Genomic DNA, 22,797 nt, shown 5'->3' on the forward strand with positions numbered 1-22,797 from the left:
GTTCATTGTAAACCATTATATACATAGTAAGAGGAGCTCAGTTATTCCTTTTACTGTGATAAGTATTGATACACAGTTTACGTTAACGTAATGTTCTTATGGCGTATGATAATAGACTGGCATTTTGAGTGATTCGATGAAGCTGCCAGCAAATAACAAGAGCACAATATGAGCAACGCAAAAACCCAAACAGAAACGATCCATCGTGTCAGTTTTCTTGATAAAGATGCGATGTCGATCCCTATTCTTAAAATTCTTCAAGCCGATGGTACGGTTTATGATAAAGCGGTATTGCCTTCCATTGATCAAGCATTAGCGAGAAAAGTCCATGATACTTGTGTGTTTACTCGCGTCTTAGATGAGCGAATGCTAGGCGCTCAGCGTCAAGGCAGAATTAGTTTTTATATGACTTGTACAGGTGAAGAGGCGGCAGTGATTGGCAGTGCGGCGGCATTGGATGATGAAGATGTGATCTTAGCCCAATATCGAGAGCATGCTGCGCTGCGCTATCGCGGTTTTACCACTGAGCAGTTTATGGATCAAATGTTCAGCAATGGACGGGATCTCGGTAAGGGTCGTCAAATGCCCATTCATTATGGCAGTGCAGAGCTACATTATCAGACCATCTCTTCGCCATTGGCAACGCAAATTCCACAAGCATCGGGTGTGGCTTATGCTCTTAAAATGCAAAAAAAGCGTAATGTCGCCATTTGTTATTTTGGTGAGGGCGCGGCATCGGAAGGGGATTTTCATGCTGGCCTCAACATGGCGGCAGTGTTAAATGCACCCGTGATTTTCTTTTGCCGTAACAATGGCTATGCCATTTCAACACCAACGGAAGAACAATACAAAGGCAATGGTATTGCCAGTCGAGGCGTTGGTTATGGCATACATACTATCCGTGTGGATGGTAATGACATGTTAGCGGTAATGGCGGCAACCCAGCAAGCACGAGCCCATGCCATTAAGCATAATGCGCCTGTGCTCATTGAAGCCATGACCTATCGATTAGGGGCGCATTCTTCATCAGATGATCCTTCTGGTTATCGCTCTAAAGAAGAAGAAGCCAAATGGCAACAACATGATCCCGTTCAGCGGTTCAAGTTATGGCTTATCAATAAAGGTTGGCTCAATAGCGATGAAGACACGCAATTGTATGAGCAATATCGTCAAGAAGTCTTGAGTGAGTTGAAGTTGGCCGAAAAACGCCCTCAAATGCCGTTGGATGCCATCATTGACGATGTGTTTGATACGCCTACGCCCTTGCTGAAAAAACAGCTTGCTCATTTGAAGCAACACGTTAAGCAATACCCTAAAGCCTATCCAAAAAGTGCGAAGGAGCAATCATAATGGCGAAAATGAATATGCTACAAGCCATTAATTCAGCACTGATGGCTGAAATGGAAGCCGACCCTAAAATGTTGATCTTCGGTGAAGATGTGGGACATTTCGGTGGCGTGTTTAGAGCGACATCAGGTCTGCAAGAAAAATTTGGTAAAGAAAGGTGCTTCAATACGCCGTTAACGGAACAAGGTATTGCTGGCTTTGCTAATGGATTAGCCTCAAACGGTATGACAGCTGTGGCTGAAATTCAATTTGCCGATTATATTTTTCCAGCCTTTGATCAAATCGTGAATGAAACCGCCAAGTTTCGCTATCGCAGTGGTTCGCAATTTAATGTTGGTGGACTCACCTTTAGAACCCCTTATGGGGGAGGAATTGCCGGTGGGCATTACCATTCACAGTCTCCTGAAGCCTACTTTACCCAAACTGCCGGATTAAAAGTGGTGATCCCACGGGATCCTTATCAGGCAAAAGGGCTTTTATTGGCTGCTATTCGTGATAATAATCCGGTGATTTTCTTTGAGCCAAAACGCTTATACCGCGCCTCTGTGGGAGAAGTGCCCAGTGAAGATTATGAGATAGAACTGGGTAAGGCCGATGTGATGCAGACGGGGACGGATATCACCTTATTGGCTTGGGGAGCGCAAATTGAGATCCTTGAAAATGCGGCGCAGTTAGCCGCAAAAGAAGGGGTGTCATGTGAGATCATTGATTTACGCACTCTATCCCCTTGGGATGTGGAAACCGTTGCAAGCTCAGTGAAGAAAACCGGCCGATTACTCATCAATCATGAAGCGCCACTGACTGGGGGATTTGCGGGTGAAATTGCCGCCACTATTCAAGAAGAGTGCTTTTTATATTTAGAGTCCCCAATTGCCCGTGTGTGTGGCTTGGATACGCCTTATCCGCTTAATCATGAAAAAGAATATATGCCGGATGCGTTAAAGACCTTTGAAGCCATTATGGCGTCAGTGAAGTTTTAGGAGCTTGCAATGATTAAAGAATTTATTCTGCCGGATATTGGCGAAGGCGTGGTTGAATGCGAGCTGGTTGAGTGGTTGGTGAAAGAAGGTGACAGAGTGGTTGAAGATCAACCGGTTGCCGATGTCATGACAGATAAGGCTTTAGTGCAAATTCCAGCGCCTCATGGTGGGATCATTAAACAATTACATTATGCCAAAGGGGAGATTGCCAAAGTGCATGCACCTTTGTACTCAGTGGAGGTGAGTGATGGCGAAGCCAGCCATGAGGTTAGTGAGGTTGGTGAGATTAGTGAGGTCAGTCCGGCCCAGAATGAGTCTCTATCAATGACGGCTCATGTTGCTGAGGGATCTGATCCTGTGATACCCGTTTCTGTGAGCACAGAGCCCGTAAATACATCGCATTCTACGGGTGTCGTTTGGCAGGTTGAAGAGTTTTTATTGCCAGATATTGGCGAAGGCATTGTCGAATGTGAGCTGGTTGAATGGCTGGTGAAAGAAGGCGATATGGTGGTTGAAGATCAAGCCGTTGCCGATGTTATGACAGATAAAGCTTTAGTGCAAATTCCCGCCATAAAAAGTGGCCGTATTGCCAAGTTGCATTATCGTAAGGGTCAACTGGCCAAAGTGCATGCGCCGCTATTTTCCATAGAGGTGGCGGTTGAATCGACCAATGACAATCTTGCAGCCACTGAAACGAGTGCTGTTAGCACGACGAAAACCGCTCCTTCGTCTCAAGCCGTATCATCTGCCAATGTCGCACCTGAAAATGTCGCATCTGAAAACAGTTCTGAGCCCATATCCCAAGGTAAAGCCTTAGCCAGCCCAGCTGTTAGGCGCATGGCGCGCAGTTTAAATATTGATATTGCGAGCGTGTCAGGCAGTGGTAAAAATGGTCGTGTGTATAAAGAAGATATTAGTCGTCATCAAGCGGGAGAGGTGGCATCAATGGCTTCGCCTTCAGTGTTACCTGGTGCAGTACAACTGCCTACGTCAACGATTGCTAATGACACTGTGGCCCAAAATCGCGTCGAGCCTATTCGCGGTGTGCGAGCTGTGATGGCAAAAATGATGACAGAGTCGGTTTCCACCATTCCGCATTTTACCTATTGTGATGAATTTGATCTTACTGAATTAGTGGCGCTACGTGAAAGCATGAAAAAGCAACATTCAACGGATGAGGTCAAACTCACTATGATGCCCTTTTTCATGAAAGCTCTGTCTTTAGCCTTAAAAGAGTACCCAGATTTAAACAGCCAAGTGAACAGTGATTGTACAGAGCAAAGGTTTTTTACTCGTCACAATATTGGCATGGCGGTGGACTCAAAGGTGGGCTTACTGGTGCCGAATGTAAAAGATGTTCAGAATAAATCGATTTTAGCCATTGCAGCAGATATTAGTCGTTTAACAGCAGCGGCCCGCAGTGGCAGAGTCAGTCCCGATGATTTGAAACAAGGGACTATTTCTATCTCTAATATTGGTGCCTTAGGCGGTACCATAGCGACACCTATCATCAATAAACCGGAAGTGGCCATTGTAGCCTTAGGTAAGTTACAACACTTACCGCGTTTTAATGCGCAAGGTGAAGTGGAAGGACGGCAAATCATGCAAGTGAGTTGGTCTGGTGATCATCGAGTGATCGATGGCGGCACCATTGCCCGTTTCTGTAATCTATGGAAGCACTATTTAGAGCAGCCACAAGAAATGTTACTGGCCATGCACTAAGGCTTAATGTTTTTTGACAACCTGTTTTACATAAGCCCAAAGTGTCCTGAATGGCATTTTGGGCTTATTGCTAAGATCGAACTTTTATCTCCTTGTTGATTTTTTCTTCTGCTTTCGCTTCTCACTTAAAAAGAGTGTAAAATAGATAAAGTATTCCGTATAATCCCGCTAATTAGTTAAGTACGTTGGATCTTTCATGAACTCCTTTGATTCGCAATTAGACTCGGAATTAGTCGCGCAATTAGTGCCAAACGCTGAACCTATTCAGTATCCTTTTCCCCCAAAACCTGCGCCGTTATCAGATCTTGAACGAGCTGCGGCTAAAGCAAGAATTAAAGCCCTGCTGATTGAAAAAGAAGCGGTGTTGGTTGCCCATTATTACACCGATCCTGAAATTCAAGCCTTAGCCGAAGAGACTGGTGGCTGTGTATCAGACTCTCTAGAAATGGCGCGTTTTGGTCGGGATCACCCCGCTCAAACGTTAATTGTGGCGGGAGTGAAATTCATGGGAGAAACGGCGAAAATTCTCAGCCCTGAAAAGACCATTCTCATGCCAACGCTTGAGGCCACTTGCTCATTAGATTTAGGCTGCCCCATAGATACCTTTAGTGCCTTTTGTGATGCGCACCCTGATCATACTGTGGTGGTGTATGCCAATACCTCAGCGGCAGTGAAAGCCCGCGCCGATTGGGTGGTGACCTCCAGTATTGCCCTTGAAATCGTTGAGCATTTAGACAGCGAAGGGAAAAAAATAATTTGGGGCCCGGATCGCCACTTAGGCAGTTATATCGCCAAAGAAACCGGCGCCGATATGTTAATGTGGCAAGGTGAGTGTATTGTTCATGATGAATTTAAGGCTAAGGCGCTACGTGAACTGAAAATCCAGTACCCTAATGCGGCTATATTGGTGCATCCTGAATCGCCGGCCAGCGTTGTGGCTCTTGCCGATGCTGTGGGTTCAACCAGTCAGTTGATTAAAGCGGCTCAGACCATGGATAATGACACTTTCATTGTGGCCACCGATAAAGGCATTTTTTATAAAATGCAGCAAGCCGCGCCAAATAAAAACCTTATTGAGGCGCCAACAGGCGGCAATGGAGCCACTTGTCGAAGCTGTGCTCATTGCCCTTGGATGGCGATGAATGGTCTTGTTGCCATCGAAAATGCGCTTAAAGATGCCCCAGCTTTCAAAGAGCGCACAGTGAATGACGAAGGAGCAGAGCAGCAGCTTGCTATTGAGTCGCAGGTGTCACCCCATGAAATCTTTGTGGATGAAAGTTTGCGCCTTGATGCATTAAAGCCTTTGGATCGTATGCTGGATTTTGCCCAAACCCTAAATATGAAAGTCAAAGGAAACGCATAAAGGCGAGTATTAGCATGATCATAAATGCCTTTATTTCGGCTTTTATGGTCAATAATTCACTTGTTTGATTAGCAAATGCGCAACCGTTTGAAAACCGTATTTTTTAGCTTGACCCAAGCCAGGCTTTTGCGTAAAGTACGGCTCCGTTAACAGGGAAAAGCACACAGAAAGCGAAAGCACACAAAAAAAGTGCGATAGATGATGTGCGATAAAAATGCACTGCTAACAAAAGATATGAATAAAAAATGGTGAGGTGTCCGAGTGGCCGAAGGAGCACGCCTGGAAAGTGTGTATACGGAAACGTATCGAGGGTTCGAATCCCTCCCTCACCGCCATTTTTGTAAACTCTTTTATAAAAGAGTGATAAAAAACTTAGAAATGTAAAGAGTTTAGAGAAAGCGACCTAAGGGTCGCTTTTTTGCGTTTTCATGATACAACGTTTTTAGTGACTGCCCGTTTCGATCGCGATTTTCCTAAATGAATGAAGTCATACCAATATGATTGATTACGTAATACCGCATCACTTGATGATGAAGATGCAAATAGATCTTTAGCAGATATAAGCCATTGGTTATACCCTTAGCTGTAGGCATGTGGGATTGATTAATGGCTTTTTAATCGAGAGGAAGTCAAAGTTAGGTGCAGTATCATTGGGCTGGTTTTTATTGAGTTTGATAGGCACCGACATTAATCATAGGGTGATCGTCAGTGCCTTATCAGATTGAATAAATTTAAATTAGAAGTGATTAATTCGATTCATCATAGTCACCATAAACGGCTTGGTATTCATCGTAAATGATTAACTCATTGTCATCGTTATAGTAGCCGACATTTGTCCACTCGACATCGGCGCGCAGCACGTGTTCACCAGTGATCTCAGCTTTAACGGTAAAGGTTTTATCATCATAGCTATTACGGTAGGTAACAGTGTAGGGATAGGTGACCTTATTAGAAACAATGGTGATTTCCGCTGCGGTAGCGGTTTTGGCTTCAACGACTATAGGGGTTGACACCGTTTGGATTTTCGCCGTTGATTCACCACTGGATTTACCTATGGTGGTGGAGAAGGCATCAGAAATGACTTCATTATAGCTGTTTGACACACCAATGAAGGCATCAAATTTGACATCTGCGCTGATGGAATAGCCCATACTTTTAGTGATCCCCGCAGTTTCACTATAAGTGTCGGTATAACTGGCGGTCTCATTATATTGAAAACCGAGTGTGAGCGACTGATTGATGTTAGTGTTATTTCTGCCAATACCCGTTTGTTCGGTAACGAAAGTTGGCTCAGAATAAGTGACTTCACTGATATAGTTAGGGTCAAAGTCTACACTGACTAGCTCTAAATCGATCAATCTGTCTGAGACTACACCCAGTTTATTAATGGAGTCTTTGAAGTAGCCATAAAAGCCAATCACACCGCGGTTATCTGGGGTTGACCAGCTTGTGACTTTGCTTCTGCTGTCGCTGCGGCCTTTTCCTATGCCTTTGCCTTTATTAGTGGTCAAGTTGATGCGAGTGAGGCGTTTCATGCTTTTATTGCTCAGCTTATCTGGCGTCGCATAAAAGGTGCCGCTGGTGATGTATTCATCGTCATCCAATGTGGCTGTGGTTTTTTTACTGGTTTTTTTACCGATTAAGCTAGAGCCGCCAAGGCTGTACTCAAGTTCAATGCCATCGATATTCCAGCCATCTTCATAGATAGTAATTGAGCGGATTTTATTACCAGGAATATTGGCAGGATCATTTTTAGTGTTAAAGTAGCTGCCGTATTGTGTGCCAACAGAAGAGCTACTCATTGATTTTCTTAGCTTTTTATAATCATCTACACTGTCAATGACGACTGGAGTGCTATTACACAGGTTGCCAAATGGACACGTAGGAAACAAGGACTCTATTCCTGCACTGGCAGGTTGGCTGATGGTCAGTAAAGATAAGCCCAACAGGCTCGATGTGATTATATTTTTTTTCATCTTCATTCATCCCCGGAGTGTTCGTTCATCAAGCAAATAACAATATTGTTAATTTTTTGAACGAGCAAAAGTTTAATATATTGTTTTAAAAGTGTGTTACCTTGTTAGTGTTTTGATTAGTGTTATTGGATCACACTGTATTCAAGGCATTTTTAATTTATCGATACAGTTTTTATTTTTCAAATAAAAACTAAAAAATATTTAATATTTAACTTTTTTTTAACTATCAATGGTTTTGCTTTAATATTAACCTGGTAAATAAACATTTGTTTGAATTTTGGTTAACTCAAGGTGAACTTTGGTGTGGTTTAATGTTGTATGATTATGTTATTTATAACATAAATGAAGTCATTTGTTGTGCTGGTGATCATGAGCACAAGGGATGAAAGGCCAATTTTATTCTTTTCTTTGTTGAAATAAGGTAAGTGAACGAAAGTCTATTTAAAATTATTAATTTAACTTATGATAATACAAAGGTTAACAATTATCAACATTGATTAACTCAAATGTAAATTATTGACTTTTTACTCTATTTTCATGCCATTAGGCATAGGTTTGATGGGGAGAATGATTGAGAGAATGTCTGTATCGATTAAATTGATTGCTATGAATATAATTCAACCAATAAGGCTGGTGAGAGCAAATAACCGTTTTTATGTGTCAATAATATCCTTGGAATGAGTCATAAAATAAGCATGATGTAATAGAGTGTAATACTTCTTATGTAAAGCCACTGCTAATCTATTCTGATAATCCTTTCGATTTAATTGATTTAACTTAATAAACCGACTTTAAAGGTGAATGACTATGTGCACTAATTTTTCTATCACTGGAATGACTTTGGATCCCAATAAAAACATTCCAATTATTGGACGTTCAATGGAATTAGGCCCGAACTTAAAGTCTGAGTTGTTTTTTCGTGGAGCAGGTTTTGATTACATTCAAGGGGCAGCGAAGGAACTGACTCCTTATAGTCTTCCTAGTGATGAATTTGTTATACGAAATGATATCACTAAAATCAATGAAAAATTATATAGCTGGCAAGGTAAATATGACTTTGTTGCTATGAATGGTTTTGAGGCATCCATAGTTGAAAATATTGACGTATCAGAGCAGCTGGCAAATATCGCAACGAATGGCATGAACAAAGAAGGGTTAACCACAGGGACTATGGTTTTAGCTCAGTCTCAATATCAAGAACCGCTTAAAACAAATGGAGAGTTCGTCGATTGTAAAGGAGTGATCTATTATCCTAGCATTACGACGTGGATTTTATCGAACTGTGGGACTTGCCAAGATGTGATTGATGGCCTCGAATACGATAAGCTTGTCGTTCATGCAAATGGTTCCAAATTGCTAGAAAGTAAAGTGTCAAGTGAAGATAAGCTCTTAGTCGCCAGTCCTTTCTCTACTATGCCTAATGCGATGAAATTTCATTTCCATGTACAAGATGCTCAAGGTAACGCCATAGTATTGGAGTATGTGAAGGGCAAACTCACTATTACAGATCTCAATCCCATTGGTGTATTAACCAATGATCCCTTAATCGCCTGGCAGCAAGAAAATGTTATTTATAATTATGTCGATGTGATGCCATTTAATTTCCAAAATAATGCCAGTCATCCGGCCATGCCAAGTACAGAAAAATATCAAAATGCAGCAAGCAGATTTGAGTGTTTTTCTTATGCCCAAGGTACAGGCTTTTCTACATTACCAGGGAGCTCCACACCCCTTGACCGTTTTGTGAGGGCAGCAATGATGACAAACTTTGCTTTTCCTGTGTATCAGTTAAGTAATGAAGAAGAGATCTTAATGGCAAATTCAGAGGGGTTGAAATATAGAAAAGAAGCCCTTAGTCAGGACATTAAAGTGGGTAAAGAAGATGCCTCTACTTTAGCTTTTCATGTTTTAAATACCGTCGATATTCCTCAAGGGACTAGCCGAGATGCCTCCGGTGAGTGGGTTCATGATTATACACAATGGGTAACGGTGTCTGATTTAGTAAACAAAAAGTTCTCTATGAGAATGTATGAATCGCCTCAAGTTTTTAGCCTTGATCTTAATAAATTAGATTTTAAGAAATTGGAGCAAGAAGCACCTTACAGACTCGATATTAGAGAGAAGTCGTTAGATATCACGCATAGAGTAAACGAAGGTCGCTAAATTGTACTAAATAAAAGTCATCTGTAACTTGTTCGTTTTGTAATCTTGATTTGCTAGTGACTGTGGAAGTTTAATTCCATCGATATTTTTACCGACTATAAGTGAGTCGATTAAAGGTGAGCAGGCCATAGTGATGCATAGTGGTGATTGCTATCGCTTCACATTTAGATCTTAAATATAAAAATAATGCTTGATGTTGGTACTTATGATTAATTGTCAATACTGAACAGTGTGGTTACCTTATGGGGTTGGTTTAGTATATCGCATTATTCATCGCTAAATGGGGTTGATGGCAATGAATAGCAGTGATCCAAATCACTATACCATGTGGATAATAACTTTAAGGATAAGTGATGATTAAATATAAGTTAATGCTTATTGCTGTAATGATGATGCCATTGTCTCTTATGGCAGGCACTAACATCTGGTGGAGTCAAGTGGATTACGTGTATCAACTGGATGATCCTCTGACATTTGAATTTAATTCCAATGTCACTCATAGTTGCGGCAGTGCACTCTATCGCGTTAAAAGTCCCAACGAAGATATTGCTAATCGTAAATTTGCCATTGTGATGGCTGCATTTAGGGATGAAAAAAATCTCGCGTTTTATGATAGCAAAGTGTGTGAAGGCAGCCGTTCTGTCGTTCAATGGGTGCGGATCACCAATTAAACGGCTTACTGCGTCATAAACAAAAACCAAGCGAATGCTTGGTTTTTGTTTATGACTTTAGTGTAACAGTGGCACTTTTCAATTGATCTAGCACACAATTCGATTTTTAAACTTACGCTTTGGTAAGGTAAAAGAAACAATAACACTACCTACATTCTATTTTTTGATCTTAAAGAAAAAAGAAGGTGAGTGTCTGGGAATATAGATATTGTAAATCAATAGCTTAGTGTAAATTCCTGATGTTTGAGTGAACCTTTATTGATAGCATGATAAATGAGCATGTAAGGCGTGCCTGTTTAAAGAATAGGTATAAGTGATAAGACTTAAGAAATGAGGGCTAAAGGATTGTAATGAAAGATTTCCACTTCATCAAAGGTTTCGCTGTAATAGCGGCATTATTTGCAGCCTTGTTGTATATGCTGGGTTATCTCAATGAAACGGCTTTTTTAGAAAAAATGGGTTTAAATCAGTTAGAGCTAAGGCCACATCCCAGTACTGCTATTATGTTGGGTTTTAAACTTATTTATGTAAAAAGTATTAAAATAGCCTTAATTATCGCCATTTTTGCTCCGTATTTATATATTTTGCTTGCTGGTACATTGAGCTTGTTGATGAAACAGGTCGCCTAATTCTTAATAATAAGCGAGATGATAAGCGTGGTGTTATTAATGGAGCAGTAATGCCTATTCTAGGTAGACTAAATATTCCTAAAGACAATTGGATTAAGATAGTCAATGAATTTGGTCAATTGTTTCATGGTCCTGTTGGTACGCTACAGGAGTTAAGTCATTATTGTGAGCATTTAGAGAAAAGGCGTCGGCATTTTTCTAAATGTTGTCAATCTATGCCGCTGGGCTAGAATCCCGTTGTATTTTGAGATTAAGAGGGCTCAGTTACAACTGAGTCGATAGCCTACATTTCAAGATCCACTCATGTCACCGATATCCCTCCATTTTACGATATTTTTATCAGTCACAATGTTAAAAGTAGCTTAGATTATGATTTGATGGACTCAGCGCGTTTAACCTTGATAAAATATTAGTTACCTCATTGATTTATTATCGATTAATCATGGCTGGCTTTGCTTTTTCTTTAAAGCAACGAAATTGCCGTAACCAATTAAGTCTAAGCTCACCAAACTGCTGTATTTCAGCCCAACCATCTTGGCAACTAGTTACGGCTGAGAACACAAGGAATAACACATCGACTAAATTATGGCGCTGGTTCACATGAGAACGAGGATCGTTAAGAAGTGACAAATGATCGAATAAGGACATAATGCTAAAAAGTGAGTTAATTTCATGATCTGATTATTATTATCGCAAAAAGTTCACTTCTTTTTAAGAGTATGATCCCGCCTTGGTGCGACTGATTGATGCTGAACATTCAGGGGAAATTGATCTCTTTTATTTTGATGAGTCAGGCTTTAGCCAGCAATCACATCTCCCCTACGCTTGGTCTCCAAAAGGTGAGCCATTAGCCCTGCCTTGTTACTCACGAAGCAAAAGGCTTAATGTGCTTGGCTTTTTAAGCCGAAAAGGCACGCTGCTCCATCACACGACAGAAAGCAGAGTGAATACCGATGTCGTTATAGAGGCGTTCGAACATTTTATCGATGTGCAGCCACTGGATAAATTGACTGTGATATATCTTGATAATGCGTCATTTCATCGCGCCAAGCGTTTTCAAGAAAAGTGTCATGAATGGCTATTAAAAGGGTTAGTCGTGATGTACTTACCCGCTTATTCTCCTGAACTCAATATCATTGAAATACTGTGGAAAAAGATCAAATATGAATGGTTATCTTGCCATGACTATATCACTTTTGATGCGCTTAAAAAGAGTGTAAAAAGCATCATGGATAATTACTCATCAAAATATACGATAACTTTTAGTTAAGCACTTAGAGCCGATTTTTGAGGTGTAAATCTTGAGTGATTGTATAAAAAATTAATTATGGATGTCTTGATAAGTATTTTATCAAAAAATAAATGGGTTATAAAAGTAATAATAAACAGGCTGCTCTTAGGCAAGAGGGTAAGATATTCATGGAAAAATAAAAAGCAGCGCATATCATCTATATGCGCTGCTTTTTGAAAAGGTGAGTATCACCCTATTAATTTTTGCTAAAGTTCATGGCCGGAATATCTCCAGTGATTTTCATGGGTTGACCCTTTGAATTATATTCAATATGTGAGGATAAATTGACTGTGTCATTGTAGACAAGACTTGCTTGGTTATCACCCGAATACGGGTTGTTAAAATCCAAGACATAAAGGCCACCACCTTCAGCAGCAATATTAAAAGAACCTGTCACACCATATGCTGCGCCAGTTTGTTTGGTGGCTTTAAAGGTTAGCGATTGTCCGGGTTCAATTAACTTATTAGGCTCTTCAGTATAACGTCCGTGCTTTAACTTTGTGTCGTTTATGTTCAGTACTAGACCAGTATTGTTGATAAGACTGACTTCGATAACTCTTTTCATCATAAAATCCTTATTATGTCATTGAAATACATAGAATGCTAGTTGTTATTTCGATTCGCGGTATTGCGACGATATAAGGATAGTAGGAAGTTAACTTAAAACCTATTACAGCTTATTACAGCATGTGAGCCATGCCCCAAACGATCTTGGAACAGCTATTATCTATTTATGAACGTGATGATGGCGATGAGATAACACGGCTAACGCACACATTCAGCTTCGCGATGTTGCTCAACCTTGTTATTTGAATAGCGGCCATCGGGAAGTATTTCAAAAATTGATATCAAGCAGTTGTTAGCAAATGATGATATATCAATTGAGTAATGCTTGTTTGCTTCAGCCTTAAAAGAGATAGGGCCGACGTTGCATGAGGAGAGTTTACTGCCGGATGCAAGGGAATAGTAGCCCATTAGCGATACTTGAGTGTCTTTAGGGACAAAATAGTCTCTGGTTTTAGGATTAATACCCATCCAGTGATTGGACACACTGCCTGCATTATGATAATCGGCACATTGGTCAGTGCCGGCGGTGTTGATGCTAAAGCGTCTTATTGGGCTGTAGAAGACGGAGCCGCCCCCTAATCTGTCACCAAAAGTGATGACGGGATCTTCTGATGAAGTGCTCTGATAGTGATATTGGGTAGCACACCCACTAAGGGCTCCTACCGCACATAACAAAAAACATTTCAACTTCATAATGTCAGTTTACCTTTTGTTCTATTTTATCTGTGAATATTGCCTCTTATCATACTATATTATTAATAATGTTGACCTTTTCAGGTGATTAAACGATGGAAATAACAACGATTTGAACCATTTGAAGCCTTGAATGCGTAACAAGTACTCGATGTTGTGGAAAGGGGGGATATACGCTTGATAAGCGTATTCCTCATATCGCTTCTTCTTCCCTTACTTTTCAATAAATATCGATAATGAAACCCATGGACCCCTTTATTTATGCTTCATTAATGCCATTGTCTATATGAGTAGTAAAGCACCTGTTAATTGATAAATTCAAAGAGTTGAGTTTAGGACTAAAGATGGAGTGAGTTGAAAAGGTCACTGTTGATCAGGATTGTTTTTTGGGTCTTCTGCTAATGGTTGTCATTCATACAAATGTAGAGCGTTTGAAGAGATGGCGATGAAAGTAATACTGGACTATGATTACCCATTAATAAGCGGTAGGTTTCACTTTCACTCACTTTCATTTTTACTTTCACTTTCATTTGGGCATGGAGCGCCAATGTAATATGAACCGGATCCTTTTGGTATGCTTGCTGAATATGTTAATGCTTCCTTTATCACAAGCCAATATATTTGATGAATTTGTGATGATTGATGAGCAGGCCACATTTATTAATGGCAAAGATCATCTTGTCTCTCCCGATGTCGATAATCATCCGTTAGATCATTCCTACGTTTTAAATGAGCGTGCAGCGGCACTGAGTGCGATGGCGGTGACCGTGGATGGCACTCAATATCAAGCTCAAATTTTACCGAAAGCGTTGGCGTTATTTGAGCAGGCTATTGCTGTGCTTGAGCGTCAGAATTTAAGACATTTGCTATTTAATCGTGAGCATCAAGGCCCTTTATTAGCATCTAAACAGGTTATTAATCACATTCCTAATGTTGTCATTGGTGATGATAATCGCATACAGATCACTGACACATTAATACGGCCACATGTGTATAACGGCCGTATTGATACGGGTTGTACGGGGACCTTGATTGATACTAAGCATGTTCTTACCGCAGGGCATTGTGTGTCTGATGGAGAAGGACATTGGTACAGTGACCTAAATTTTACTGTGGCGCAAAATGGTAATATTAAACCTTGGGGCACAACAAAATGGCAGAAGGTTTTGACAACGACAGCATGGCATAAATCGGGAAATTATGATTTTGATTTTGCTATTATTGTATTAGATCAAGCGCCTCATAGTGGTCATGCTGGCTGGGGAACATACCGCGAGGGGATATACAGTGTGACAGGTTACCCTGCTGATAAACTTTGGCGCACCATGTGGACGGATTCGGGAGAGATAGTCTCATCGACTTATCGTCTGTGTTATACACTGGATACTTCAGCAGGGCAAAGTGGCAGTGGGATCAAAGATGAAGCAGGCTATGTTCGTGGTGTTCATTCGACGGGATCAAGCAGTCAAAATTGTGGTATTCGCTTAACCAGTACAGTGTTTGCATTGCTTCAAAGCTGGATTGCCGCTAACCCTTAAAGGAAAATCATTCTCCATGTTGATGTAAGGCGAATGTAAACCGAGTTTAAATAAGGATTTATTGTGATATTTTGATAGAAATGTTCTTTTTTGGCAGCACAATCGTATTGTTTTTATTAGGATTGTGATTTTTCTGCTGAAAGGAGTTTTTATTATGTCGGAATTAGTGCTTCGAGGAGGAATACTCGGGCTCAATACCATTAGTGCCGCGACCATGGATAGAATACAGCATGGCGAAGCCGAACCTAAGGTGGTGCAAGCACTCGATTATTTGTCTGATCTGATTTTTCATACCGATCGTCTTAAAGCTAAAGCCGCATTGACGGTATTGTATTCAACGGCTGATATGACCTCAAAACAAGTGGCTTTTTCTGAGTTAAAAGCCTGCTGTAGAGCGCCAAATGCCTTTAGTTGTAGCGTTATTTCACGCAATGATGACACCTTTACAAAGGGAAATGATAGGTCTTCAGGGGAGAGTGATGCCATTATTTTGTTGCAAATTGAGATCGGCTTTGGTGAATATTTAACTTGGGTAAAAAAAGAAGGTGAAGATAACTATCAAGCCGCTGGCATTATGCATGCGAGCTTTAAAGAGAGTGACAACATGACGTTAGCCTTTCGTGCTTTTGGTAATGACCTATCGATACCCAGCAATCCAACAAGCATTAACATGAGTGTGTAATAATACGATTCAGAACTCCCTGAATGATGTGGATTGACCTTAAATCGTACCAATGATTATGAAATAGAAAAGAATGCAATGGCGAAGCGTGTCGCTGCCATTGCTATTCTTTTTGTGTGATTGAACTTCTTTGGTATGTGATTGGTATTAATGAAGTGTAGGAAAGACGATAACCAGATAAGCTGTTTTATTCATAGGCGTTGATAATTTTGCCAACTTTAGCGCCTTTGGCGATGTCTAACTGAACGGCTTGCTTGAGAATGATGTTTCCTTTGACGACTGAATCGGCGGAAATACGGATCATGTGCTCCGATCGCTCATGGCGTCGACCATGGCCAATAATGATGTCGCCTTCTATTAGCGAGGCATTATCTAAGGTGATATTGCCATTGTTTAATTCTGCATTGCCGCCTATGGTGCCATGGAACAAGTGTAGATCCCCATTATCTAAGCCGACGTTACCACTTACAACCGCGGCATCCCCCAGCTCTATATTCCCATTATTGCTATCGACATTGCCTCTGACTCTTACTCCTTTCTCAAGAATAATATGGCCATTTCTTGCTTCAATGCTTTTGGATGAGGCGCCATTTTTTAATCTGATCCTGCCATTATCTGCGGTAATATAGCCTGATTTTGCTTGCTCCCCTAAGATCACTTTGCCATTATAGGCGGTAATATTCCTGACTTCTTCTTTGGCTGGGATCTCAACGCTACCATTGTATTTATGGATATTCTGGGCAACCACATGAGTTGAAAAAAGACATAATCCTATTAAATTAATGAGTATTGTTGACATAGCTCGCATGTTCATTGGCGTTATTCCTTCAAGTGTGGAGTGAAAGCTGAGTATTGAGTTAGCTGGGTATAAGGCGTCAATCAGATATTTAATCGACTCATATGTGCTTGATCAGAATGTGACATGAGTTTACTGATTTTATACTTGTGGCTCAGTATAGTTAATCTTGAATGAGCTTGCTTTGTGTATCACAGGTATAGCGCCAAGCAATAGCGTCAGTTTGTTAAAGAGAATATAAAATTTTTATGGGACTTTTCAATTGCTTCTTGTTAATCAAGGTCATGGCTGATTGGATTTTGATATTCTACACAAAAAGCCATAGCGCAGAATGGCTAAGCGATTGAGAAAAAGCGACCTCAAAGTCGCTTTTTGGCTGCTTATTAGCTGAGTGTTATCAGCCTGAGTTTAGGTGTATTTGTCTCAGTGTTTACTCATCTTCTTACTCATTTTCTACAATGAGCTCCAGCGGTGTCACATAGAGATGAGTGAGATCACCGATTGGAGTGACATTAATATACTCTAAAGGGAGCCTCGCTTGAATATTAGAAGGTGAGTCTTGGGGAGTGGTCAATGTGTTAGTTGTGACAGTGACAGCATTGTATTCTCCTTCACCTTGACTAATAGTGGCAATGTCATCAATGTTGCACCAATTATCCGCCTCTTCTTGGGTACTTTCTTGGGAACTGACACACCACTGTGTGACGTCACTGACATTATGGATCGCCCCACTTTTCAAGCTAACATAGGCATATAATGTGGTTTCAGAATGAGTTGACATTGAGATAGTTTTCGCGACAGTGTCTTTATCATAGATCTCACCTTCGATATTCGTGATCCAATAAGCCGATAGAGTATCTTCAAGGACTGAGAGTGTGATTGATGCGGTTAAGGGCGTGGTACTTGCTGGCAGGAAGAAGGTGAGCTTGATTGTAATATCCTCACTCACGGCTACACCATAAGCTAAGCCTTTGGCATTGGGTTGATTACTGATCGTTATCATGTCAGTGTCGCTACTGCTCCAATAGCTGCTGCTGTGGTGAGTGATATCCTGCTCAGGTGTGTTAGCGTCCTCAAAGGTGGCATAGGCGCTTAATTGTAATCGACTCCCTTCATAAAGTTCCGCTTCATCGCTGATTGCGATGCGTATGCTTGTCGGTATGCTATCATTCACGGTTAAGGCGCTATCATCGAATAGCTCGATTGATTCAGAGCCCTGATAGAAGGCATTGGTGCTGCTATTACCGGCCGTTTGTGTATAAACCTTGTTATCAGAACTGATGGCCACGTCTTGTTTATCCTTTTCGGTAAACCAAGCCAGCTTGTTACTATTCGTCACATCTATGCTTGTATCATCATCAAATGTGAGTATTGCAGTGTAGCTTTGTTCGATGAAGGTACCTAGAATGAGTTCATCACTATTGACGTCGATGCTATTGCTGGTTAATGGGTCAGCTTCTGTAGTGTTTTCGTTCGGTGAAATGGCAATGGATGAGGGGGAGGCGGATGATACAGTGAGCTCAGTGCTGGCTTTAAAAGTCGTTGTTTCATCATCTTGATAGAAAACCGTTATGGTCGTTGGGCCACTGCTGAGTGCATTGACATAACCATCTTGGACTGTGGCAACATCCATATTGCTGCTATGCCAATGGACATCAGAATGATGCGTGACATCGACGCTCTCGCCTTCTGAATACCAGAGTGTGGCGGTATATTGAAATTCGCTAGTAAGGCCAACTGTTTGTGCTTCATCTGTGAGGGTGAGTTCATAAGGAATGACGTCAAGGATCGTGATGTCAGTGGTATCAGAAAGCGTGGTGTTTTCATCCAACTCATAAGTGGTGTTGATTTGGGCTGTGCCCGCCATTTTGGCTGTGATCATGCCTTGGTCTACATTGGCAATCGTTTGATCTTCACTGTGCCAAAACAGATCAGCATCCTTGGTGACATCGATGACGGTACCGTCACTGAAGGTTAGTTCTGCGCTAAGCTGTGTTTCACTGCCTAAGGGAAGATTCTGATTTTTTTCAACTATGCTGAGAGTGAGTGGTGTTGCATTGGTTGCAAGAAGGGGGCTGCTATGAGTGAGTGTGGTATTTTCGTCAATGCGATAAGTTGCTTGAATGTCTGCTTCGCCTTCGGTTAATACGCTGGCATTCCCCGTATCGTCCATTCTAGCTATATCACTATTTGAACTTGACCAAGAAAGGTTAGGATCTGTTGTGATATCTTTTGTCCAGCCATTGGAATAGGTAAGCTTTGCTGTATAAGCTTGTGTGGTATCGATGCCTCGATGTAAATTTTGTGGGGTGACCGTGATATAGTCAGGGGTTGCTGAATTAACTGTAACGCTAGCACTGGTCTGTAAAGGATCTTCAGTATCCATATATTGATAGGTGACAGTAATATTGGCGGTGCCCTCACTGACGGCAGTGACCATGCCATTGTCATTGACACTGGCTATATCTGTTGCATCAGATGTCCAGTAAGCATTGTTGTTATGGCTAATGTCTTGAGTGAATCCATTTTCATAAAAGAGTGTGGCTAGGTATTGTTGTTTGTCATTGACAGATAAAATCTGATTTTGTGGGCTGATATTAATACTCATTGCTGCGCTTGAGATCACAGATAAATCGGCTGTTACGGGATCGAGTTCGCCAAAGGTGGCACGGATCTGTGTTTCACCCACGCTCAGAGCCTGTACCACTCCAGGGATTTCACTGTCATTATTGATGCTGGCAATGGTGTCATTCATGCTAGTCAACTGAGTCTTAGTGTCTTGTGTGGCATCATAAACCGTACCATCATGGTAAGTGATGAGCACTGTGTAAGCCTGCTGGGCATAAATAGGTAAGGTTTTAGTATAAGGCAATAAACTGATGCTTTGCGCAGGGGTGTCCGTGACGGTGAGGGTTGCAGAGGCGGTTTGATCATGCAATGCAGCACTGATTGTGGTAGTCCCACTGGTAAGGGTTGAAACTAACCCTGATGTTGAGATGGTGGCGATACTAGGATCACTGCTTGTCCAGCTAATATTGGTATCTGAGCTTGCATCATAAATTTCGTTGCTTTCATATCTTATTAACGCTTGATACTGTATTTCAGTGCCAGTTGGCGTGTTTTGCTGGTAGGGAAGCAGGCTAAAGTCTGCGATCGTATTGGGAATGTATTGAATGGTGATGGTATCTTTGAGATAGTTCAGATCTCTGTATATTGCTGTAATTTCAGCCTGGCAAGGTTCAGATCCCGTCGGCGCTTGAAGCCTGTCTGTCGACTCTTGAGTATTGACAATGGAAATATCGCATATATTTTCACTAACTTCAAAAGCTAAGCCACTCCCAGTAGCCAGATTTGCAGTGGTTAAATCTTCTTGTTCGAGTCTTGTCGTAATGTCACTTTGGGAAAATGTGTGTATAAATGCACTGTTTGTTCCTAATGTCAGGCCTGTTGGCATAGTGTCGGACACATAAAGGTTAGCCGAGACACTCAGGCCATCGAGACTGGCGCTAATCGTGGTGGTGCCTTCGCTGAGTCCGCTAGCCTCCCCTAACTGTACCGTGGCGATGTCACTATCACTGCTGCTCCATGTGGCATATTGGGCTGCCGCGATTGTGGTGCCATCACTATAGTTGGCCAAGAGATCATAGGTCTGAGTTGAGTCTGGATAAATATAAGAAGAGGTGGGTGAAAGTGTGAGTGACATGAGTTCATTTCGTTGTGAATCTGCGTCATCGCAAGCACTCAGCATAAAAATAGATAAAAAGAAAATGAACCATTTAGCGATAGAAGTCATCAACTTATCCTTTAATGTATGAAACCCGTCATTGGGTACGGCTGATGTGAGGGAGATTAATATTAAGATTCGAGTGTTTTTTAATGTCAAAACGACATAAAGATGCCGAGCATCACACTTAATGAGCCAAAATCTTGGATTGTGTCTTTACCTGCATAATCTGTCACATTAAGATTTAAATTGTACAGATCATAGCGAGCCCTGAAATCCAGACCCATAAGTTCAAAGATCTGATAAGACATACCCATGGCAAAAGAGCCATTTAAGCTCGTGGCACTCTTAGATTCTATGTCAAATCCCATAATTGGGCTTTCTTTCCAATCGGCATAGGCCATACCTATCCCCGCAGAAAGGTGTAGGGATAACGCGTTTTGATCAAAGGTAAAGTCGTGTCTTATCCCTGTGGTAAAGAGATGAATATTTCTGTCCTTGTGTTCAAGTAAGGCATAATCAAGATAAGCTTGATAGCGATCGGCTAACATCTTCGCTGACAATAGGTTGATATTGTATGCGGCGCCACTGTTGTCATAGCGATATGAGCCATCAACCGTGCCATAACGTTGATCTTTACTGTTATAGGCCTTGCTATATCCTGCAGCGAGAGTGAGTTTATCAAGGGAAAACAGGCTGGTGGAGTTTTGGGCCATTTGTTGATCTGTTTGGGCGATGGCTTGACTCGACATGAACAGTATTGGGAGCATCCAAGTTGCTTGCATCATTCGTCACCTTTCTATTAATTTATATGAAGTATAGAAAGGGAAAAATTGAATGCTAATTTTTTATTAAAAAATGCTTTTAAACGGTGGATTTGAATAAAAATACTAGAGTAAAGAAAGCCCATTATGAAGGGGTAAGTTGATTTTCACCTATGGATGAATACGCTTATTTTTACAACAGTGGACTGAACTGATAAAAGAATTGCTCGATAATACGTTTCCACAGTGCGCGCTTTTCCCATGATGTCACATCAATTTGTATTGAATCATCAATATAGTTTTGCTGTAATTTGACCAAGTCTTTAGTGAAGTGGGGTTCTTCTACCGCTAAAGTGACTTCAAAATTGAGCCATAAACTGCGCATATCGAGATTGACTGTGCCGATTAAACTGAGTTTTTCGTCAATGACAACGGATTTAGTATGCAACAGCCCTTGTTGAAAGCGGTAGAGTTTAACGCCTGCATGAAGTAATTCAGTAAAAAAAGAGCGGCTGGCCCATTCTACCATCATAGAGTTTGTGCGAGCAGGGATGATGATACAGACATTAACGCCTTTTTGTGCTGCACTGATCAGCGCAAAGATGAGTTGTTCACTGGGAATGAAATAAGGAGTGGTAATGGTGATTCGGCTCTGGGCCTGATAAATACTCTGTAACAGCACTTGATGGATGATCTCTTCTCGCATACCTGGACCTGATGGAATGACCTGAATACAGTTCGGTGACTGGTATGGCGGTGTGGGAATACTGATGGGCAAGCTGGGTAATTCTCTGAGTTGAGTTTCAACTTCCCAATCCCAAGCATGAATACAATTTAAAATGGGGACACTGCTACCTTTTATTCGTACCATAACATCAACCCATTTTCCGACACCTGCATGAATATTAAAATGTTCAGGATCCACTAAGTTCATGGAACCGGTGTAACCAATTTTGTTATCAATAACAATAAGTTTTCTGTGCATTCTCAGATCAATACGTCGAATGAAAGCCCTAAAAGGCGTAACAGGTAATACTTTGACTAATTGGATCCCTGCTTTTTTCATTAATTGAGGCCAAGATGTTTTAAAGAAGGCGATACTGCCCGCCGAGTCGAGTAATATTTTAACGGCGACGCCTTTATTGGCCGCATGGATGAGTGCGCGAGCCACATCGTTTGCCAGTCCGCCTGGATGCCAAATATAGAATTCAAAATGGATGGTGTGTTTTGCTTGTTTGATGTCTTGAATAATAGCGTTGAGAATGACTTGAGGATCGGACAAAAGGCTTAAGGTATTATTATAGAGGGAGGGGATACTGAGTCGATGACTGCAAAGTGCATTAATGCTTCGGCTGTAGCTACTCATGTATTGTGGCTTGTATTGTTCCAAATGAAAGAGGTGATTAAACCAGCTTAAATAGGGCTTGAACATTTCTTGCGTTCTTGCTGCTCGCTTACTGCCTATGTTGTGCTCACCAAAAAGGAGATAGGCAAGAATGCCGCCAAAGGGAAGGATATAAATCACCATTAACCAAGCAAACGAGACACCAATTGCACGACGTTGAAAGATAATTCTGGCTGTCACCGCAGCAATTAAAACCCAGTAAGCCAATACAGCAATGATAGTTAAAATATAATGAAATCGTTCCATTGGCTACACTAATCGTCATGTTGAAAGTCATAATAAGAAGTGTGGATTCTTTTTTGATAAAAAGATAGTGGTAAAAAGAGTCCCAGACTTTATTTACCTTTATGAATGAATATTATCTTCATTTATCGCCTTTTAGGTTGGAAGCTAATGGGTATGCTTTATGTTTATACCAATTCTATTATATAGATGATCAATTCAGAGCTTCTCAGGCTTTTCAATTCAAGGCGCATTTATGCTGTA

General features: G+C 41.2%; 17 protein-coding genes, 1 tRNA gene and 2 pseudogenes. 12 read left to right on the forward strand and 8 right to left on the reverse strand.

Going from position 1 to position 22,797, the window contains the following annotated elements:
* Positions 1–168 precede the first annotated feature (168 nt).
* The 5 genes from Q0791_RS12695 (at position 169) to Q0791_RS12715 (ending at position 5,747) form a co-directional block, all read left to right on the forward strand.
* Positions 169–1,350: a thiamine pyrophosphate-dependent dehydrogenase E1 component subunit alpha gene (locus Q0791_RS12695; protein ID WP_299006826.1), complete on the forward strand. Its 1,182-nt coding sequence runs from the start codon at positions 169–171 to the stop codon at positions 1,348–1,350.
* Positions 1,350–2,327: an alpha-ketoacid dehydrogenase subunit beta gene (locus Q0791_RS12700; protein WP_299006829.1), complete on the forward strand. Its 978-nt coding sequence runs from the start codon at positions 1,350–1,352 to the stop codon at positions 2,325–2,327. Before Q0791_RS12695 ends, Q0791_RS12700 begins: the two co-directional genes overlap by 1 nt.
* Before the next feature lie 9 nt (positions 2,328–2,336).
* Positions 2,337–4,049 carry a dihydrolipoyllysine-residue acetyltransferase gene (locus Q0791_RS12705; protein ID WP_299006832.1) on the forward strand — a complete coding sequence of 571 codons (1,713 nt, stop codon included), beginning with the start codon at positions 2,337–2,339 and terminating at the stop codon, positions 4,047–4,049.
* Positions 4,050–4,245: 196 nt separating this feature from the next.
* Entirely contained in the window at positions 4,246–5,412 is a 1,167-nt protein-coding gene (nadA, locus tag Q0791_RS12710; protein ID WP_299006835.1) for a quinolinate synthase NadA, read from the forward strand.
* Between the two features lie 247 nt (positions 5,413–5,659).
* A tRNA-Ser gene (locus Q0791_RS12715) sits at positions 5,660–5,747 on the forward strand.
* Between the two features lie 411 nt (positions 5,748–6,158).
* Here Q0791_RS12715 and Q0791_RS12720 read toward each other — a convergent pair.
* Positions 6,159–7,388, reverse strand: a complete 1,230-nt coding sequence (locus tag Q0791_RS12720; RefSeq protein ID WP_299006837.1) for a jacalin-like lectin — start codon at positions 7,386–7,388, stop codon at positions 6,159–6,161.
* A gap of 807 nt (positions 7,389–8,195) precedes the next feature.
* On the opposite strand from Q0791_RS12720, the gene Q0791_RS12725 reads away from it, so the two are divergent.
* The 4 genes and pseudogenes from Q0791_RS12725 to Q0791_RS12740 form a co-directional block, all read left to right on the forward strand.
* Positions 8,196–9,551 carry a linear amide C-N hydrolase gene (locus tag Q0791_RS12725; protein ID WP_299006840.1) on the forward strand — a complete coding sequence of 452 codons (1,356 nt, stop codon included), beginning with the start codon at positions 8,196–8,198 and terminating at the stop codon, positions 9,549–9,551.
* Between the two features lie 353 nt (positions 9,552–9,904).
* Positions 9,905–10,222, forward strand: coding sequence for a hypothetical protein (locus Q0791_RS12730; protein WP_299006843.1), 318 nt, complete (start codon positions 9,905–9,907; stop codon positions 10,220–10,222).
* 350 nt (positions 10,223–10,572) lie between these two features.
* Positions 10,573–10,851: a hypothetical protein gene (locus Q0791_RS12735; RefSeq protein WP_299006845.1), complete on the forward strand. Its 279-nt coding sequence runs from the start codon at positions 10,573–10,575 to the stop codon at positions 10,849–10,851.
* A pseudogene (locus tag Q0791_RS12740) lies at positions 10,818–11,081 on the forward strand (transposase); the annotation flags it as partial. The gene Q0791_RS12735 and the pseudogene Q0791_RS12740, both read left to right, overlap by 34 nt.
* 235 nt (positions 11,082–11,316) lie before the next feature.
* Here Q0791_RS12740 and Q0791_RS12745 read toward each other — a convergent pair.
* A pseudogene (locus Q0791_RS12745) lies at positions 11,317–11,499 on the reverse strand (transposase family protein); the annotation flags it as partial.
* Positions 11,500–11,584: 85 nt separating this feature from the next.
* Here Q0791_RS12745 and Q0791_RS12750 point away from each other — a divergent pair.
* Positions 11,585–12,121 (forward strand): IS630 family transposase, encoded by a 537-nt coding sequence (locus tag Q0791_RS12750; RefSeq protein WP_299006869.1) that lies wholly within the window; start codon positions 11,585–11,587, stop codon positions 12,119–12,121.
* A gap of 217 nt (positions 12,122–12,338) precedes the next feature.
* Here the strand turns inward: Q0791_RS12750 and Q0791_RS12755 are convergent, their stop codons facing one another.
* Together Q0791_RS12755 and Q0791_RS12760 are read right to left on the reverse strand one after the other, a co-directional pair.
* A complete protein-coding gene (locus Q0791_RS12755) occupies positions 12,339–12,710 on the reverse strand; it encodes a hypothetical protein (RefSeq protein ID WP_299006847.1) in 372 nt (123 codons plus the stop codon).
* A 197-nt stretch (positions 12,711–12,907) separates the two neighbouring features.
* The gene (locus Q0791_RS12760; RefSeq protein WP_299006850.1) at positions 12,908–13,402 is read right to left on the reverse strand and encodes a hypothetical protein; all 495 of its coding nucleotides are present in this window, start codon (positions 13,400–13,402) and stop codon (positions 12,908–12,910) included.
* A 554-nt stretch (positions 13,403–13,956) separates the two neighbouring features.
* Between Q0791_RS12760 and Q0791_RS12765 the strand changes: the two genes are divergently transcribed.
* Together Q0791_RS12765 and Q0791_RS12770 are read left to right on the forward strand one after the other, a co-directional pair.
* Entirely contained in the window at positions 13,957–14,940 is a 984-nt protein-coding gene (locus tag Q0791_RS12765; protein ID WP_299006853.1) for a trypsin-like peptidase domain-containing protein, read from the forward strand.
* 154 nt (positions 14,941–15,094) lie between these two features.
* The gene (locus Q0791_RS12770; RefSeq protein ID WP_299006856.1) at positions 15,095–15,622 is read left to right on the forward strand and encodes a hypothetical protein; all 528 of its coding nucleotides are present in this window, start codon (positions 15,095–15,097) and stop codon (positions 15,620–15,622) included.
* 187 nt (positions 15,623–15,809) lie between these two features.
* Here Q0791_RS12770 and Q0791_RS12775 read toward each other — a convergent pair whose 3' ends face one another.
* From Q0791_RS12775 to cls, 4 genes are all read right to left on the reverse strand, one after another.
* The gene (locus tag Q0791_RS12775; RefSeq protein WP_299006859.1) at positions 15,810–16,436 is read right to left on the reverse strand and encodes a hypothetical protein; all 627 of its coding nucleotides are present in this window, start codon (positions 16,434–16,436) and stop codon (positions 15,810–15,812) included.
* 424 nt (positions 16,437–16,860) lie between these two features.
* Entirely contained in the window at positions 16,861–20,211 is a 3,351-nt protein-coding gene (locus Q0791_RS12780) for an Ig-like domain-containing protein (protein ID WP_299006862.1), read from the reverse strand.
* Positions 20,212–20,297: 86 nt separating this feature from the next.
* On the reverse strand, positions 20,298–20,930 hold the full coding sequence (locus Q0791_RS12785) for a hypothetical protein (RefSeq protein ID WP_299006863.1): 633 nt from the start codon (positions 20,928–20,930) through the stop codon (positions 20,298–20,300).
* A 169-nt stretch (positions 20,931–21,099) separates the two neighbouring features.
* Positions 21,100–22,557, reverse strand: coding sequence for a cardiolipin synthase (gene cls / locus Q0791_RS12790; RefSeq protein WP_299006866.1), 1,458 nt, complete (start codon positions 22,555–22,557; stop codon positions 21,100–21,102).
* Positions 22,558–22,797: the final 240 nt, after the last annotated feature.

Origin of the sequence: uncultured Shewanella sp., from assembly GCF_947495455.1 — a bacterium.
GTDB lineage: Bacteria > Pseudomonadota > Gammaproteobacteria > Enterobacterales > Shewanellaceae > Shewanella.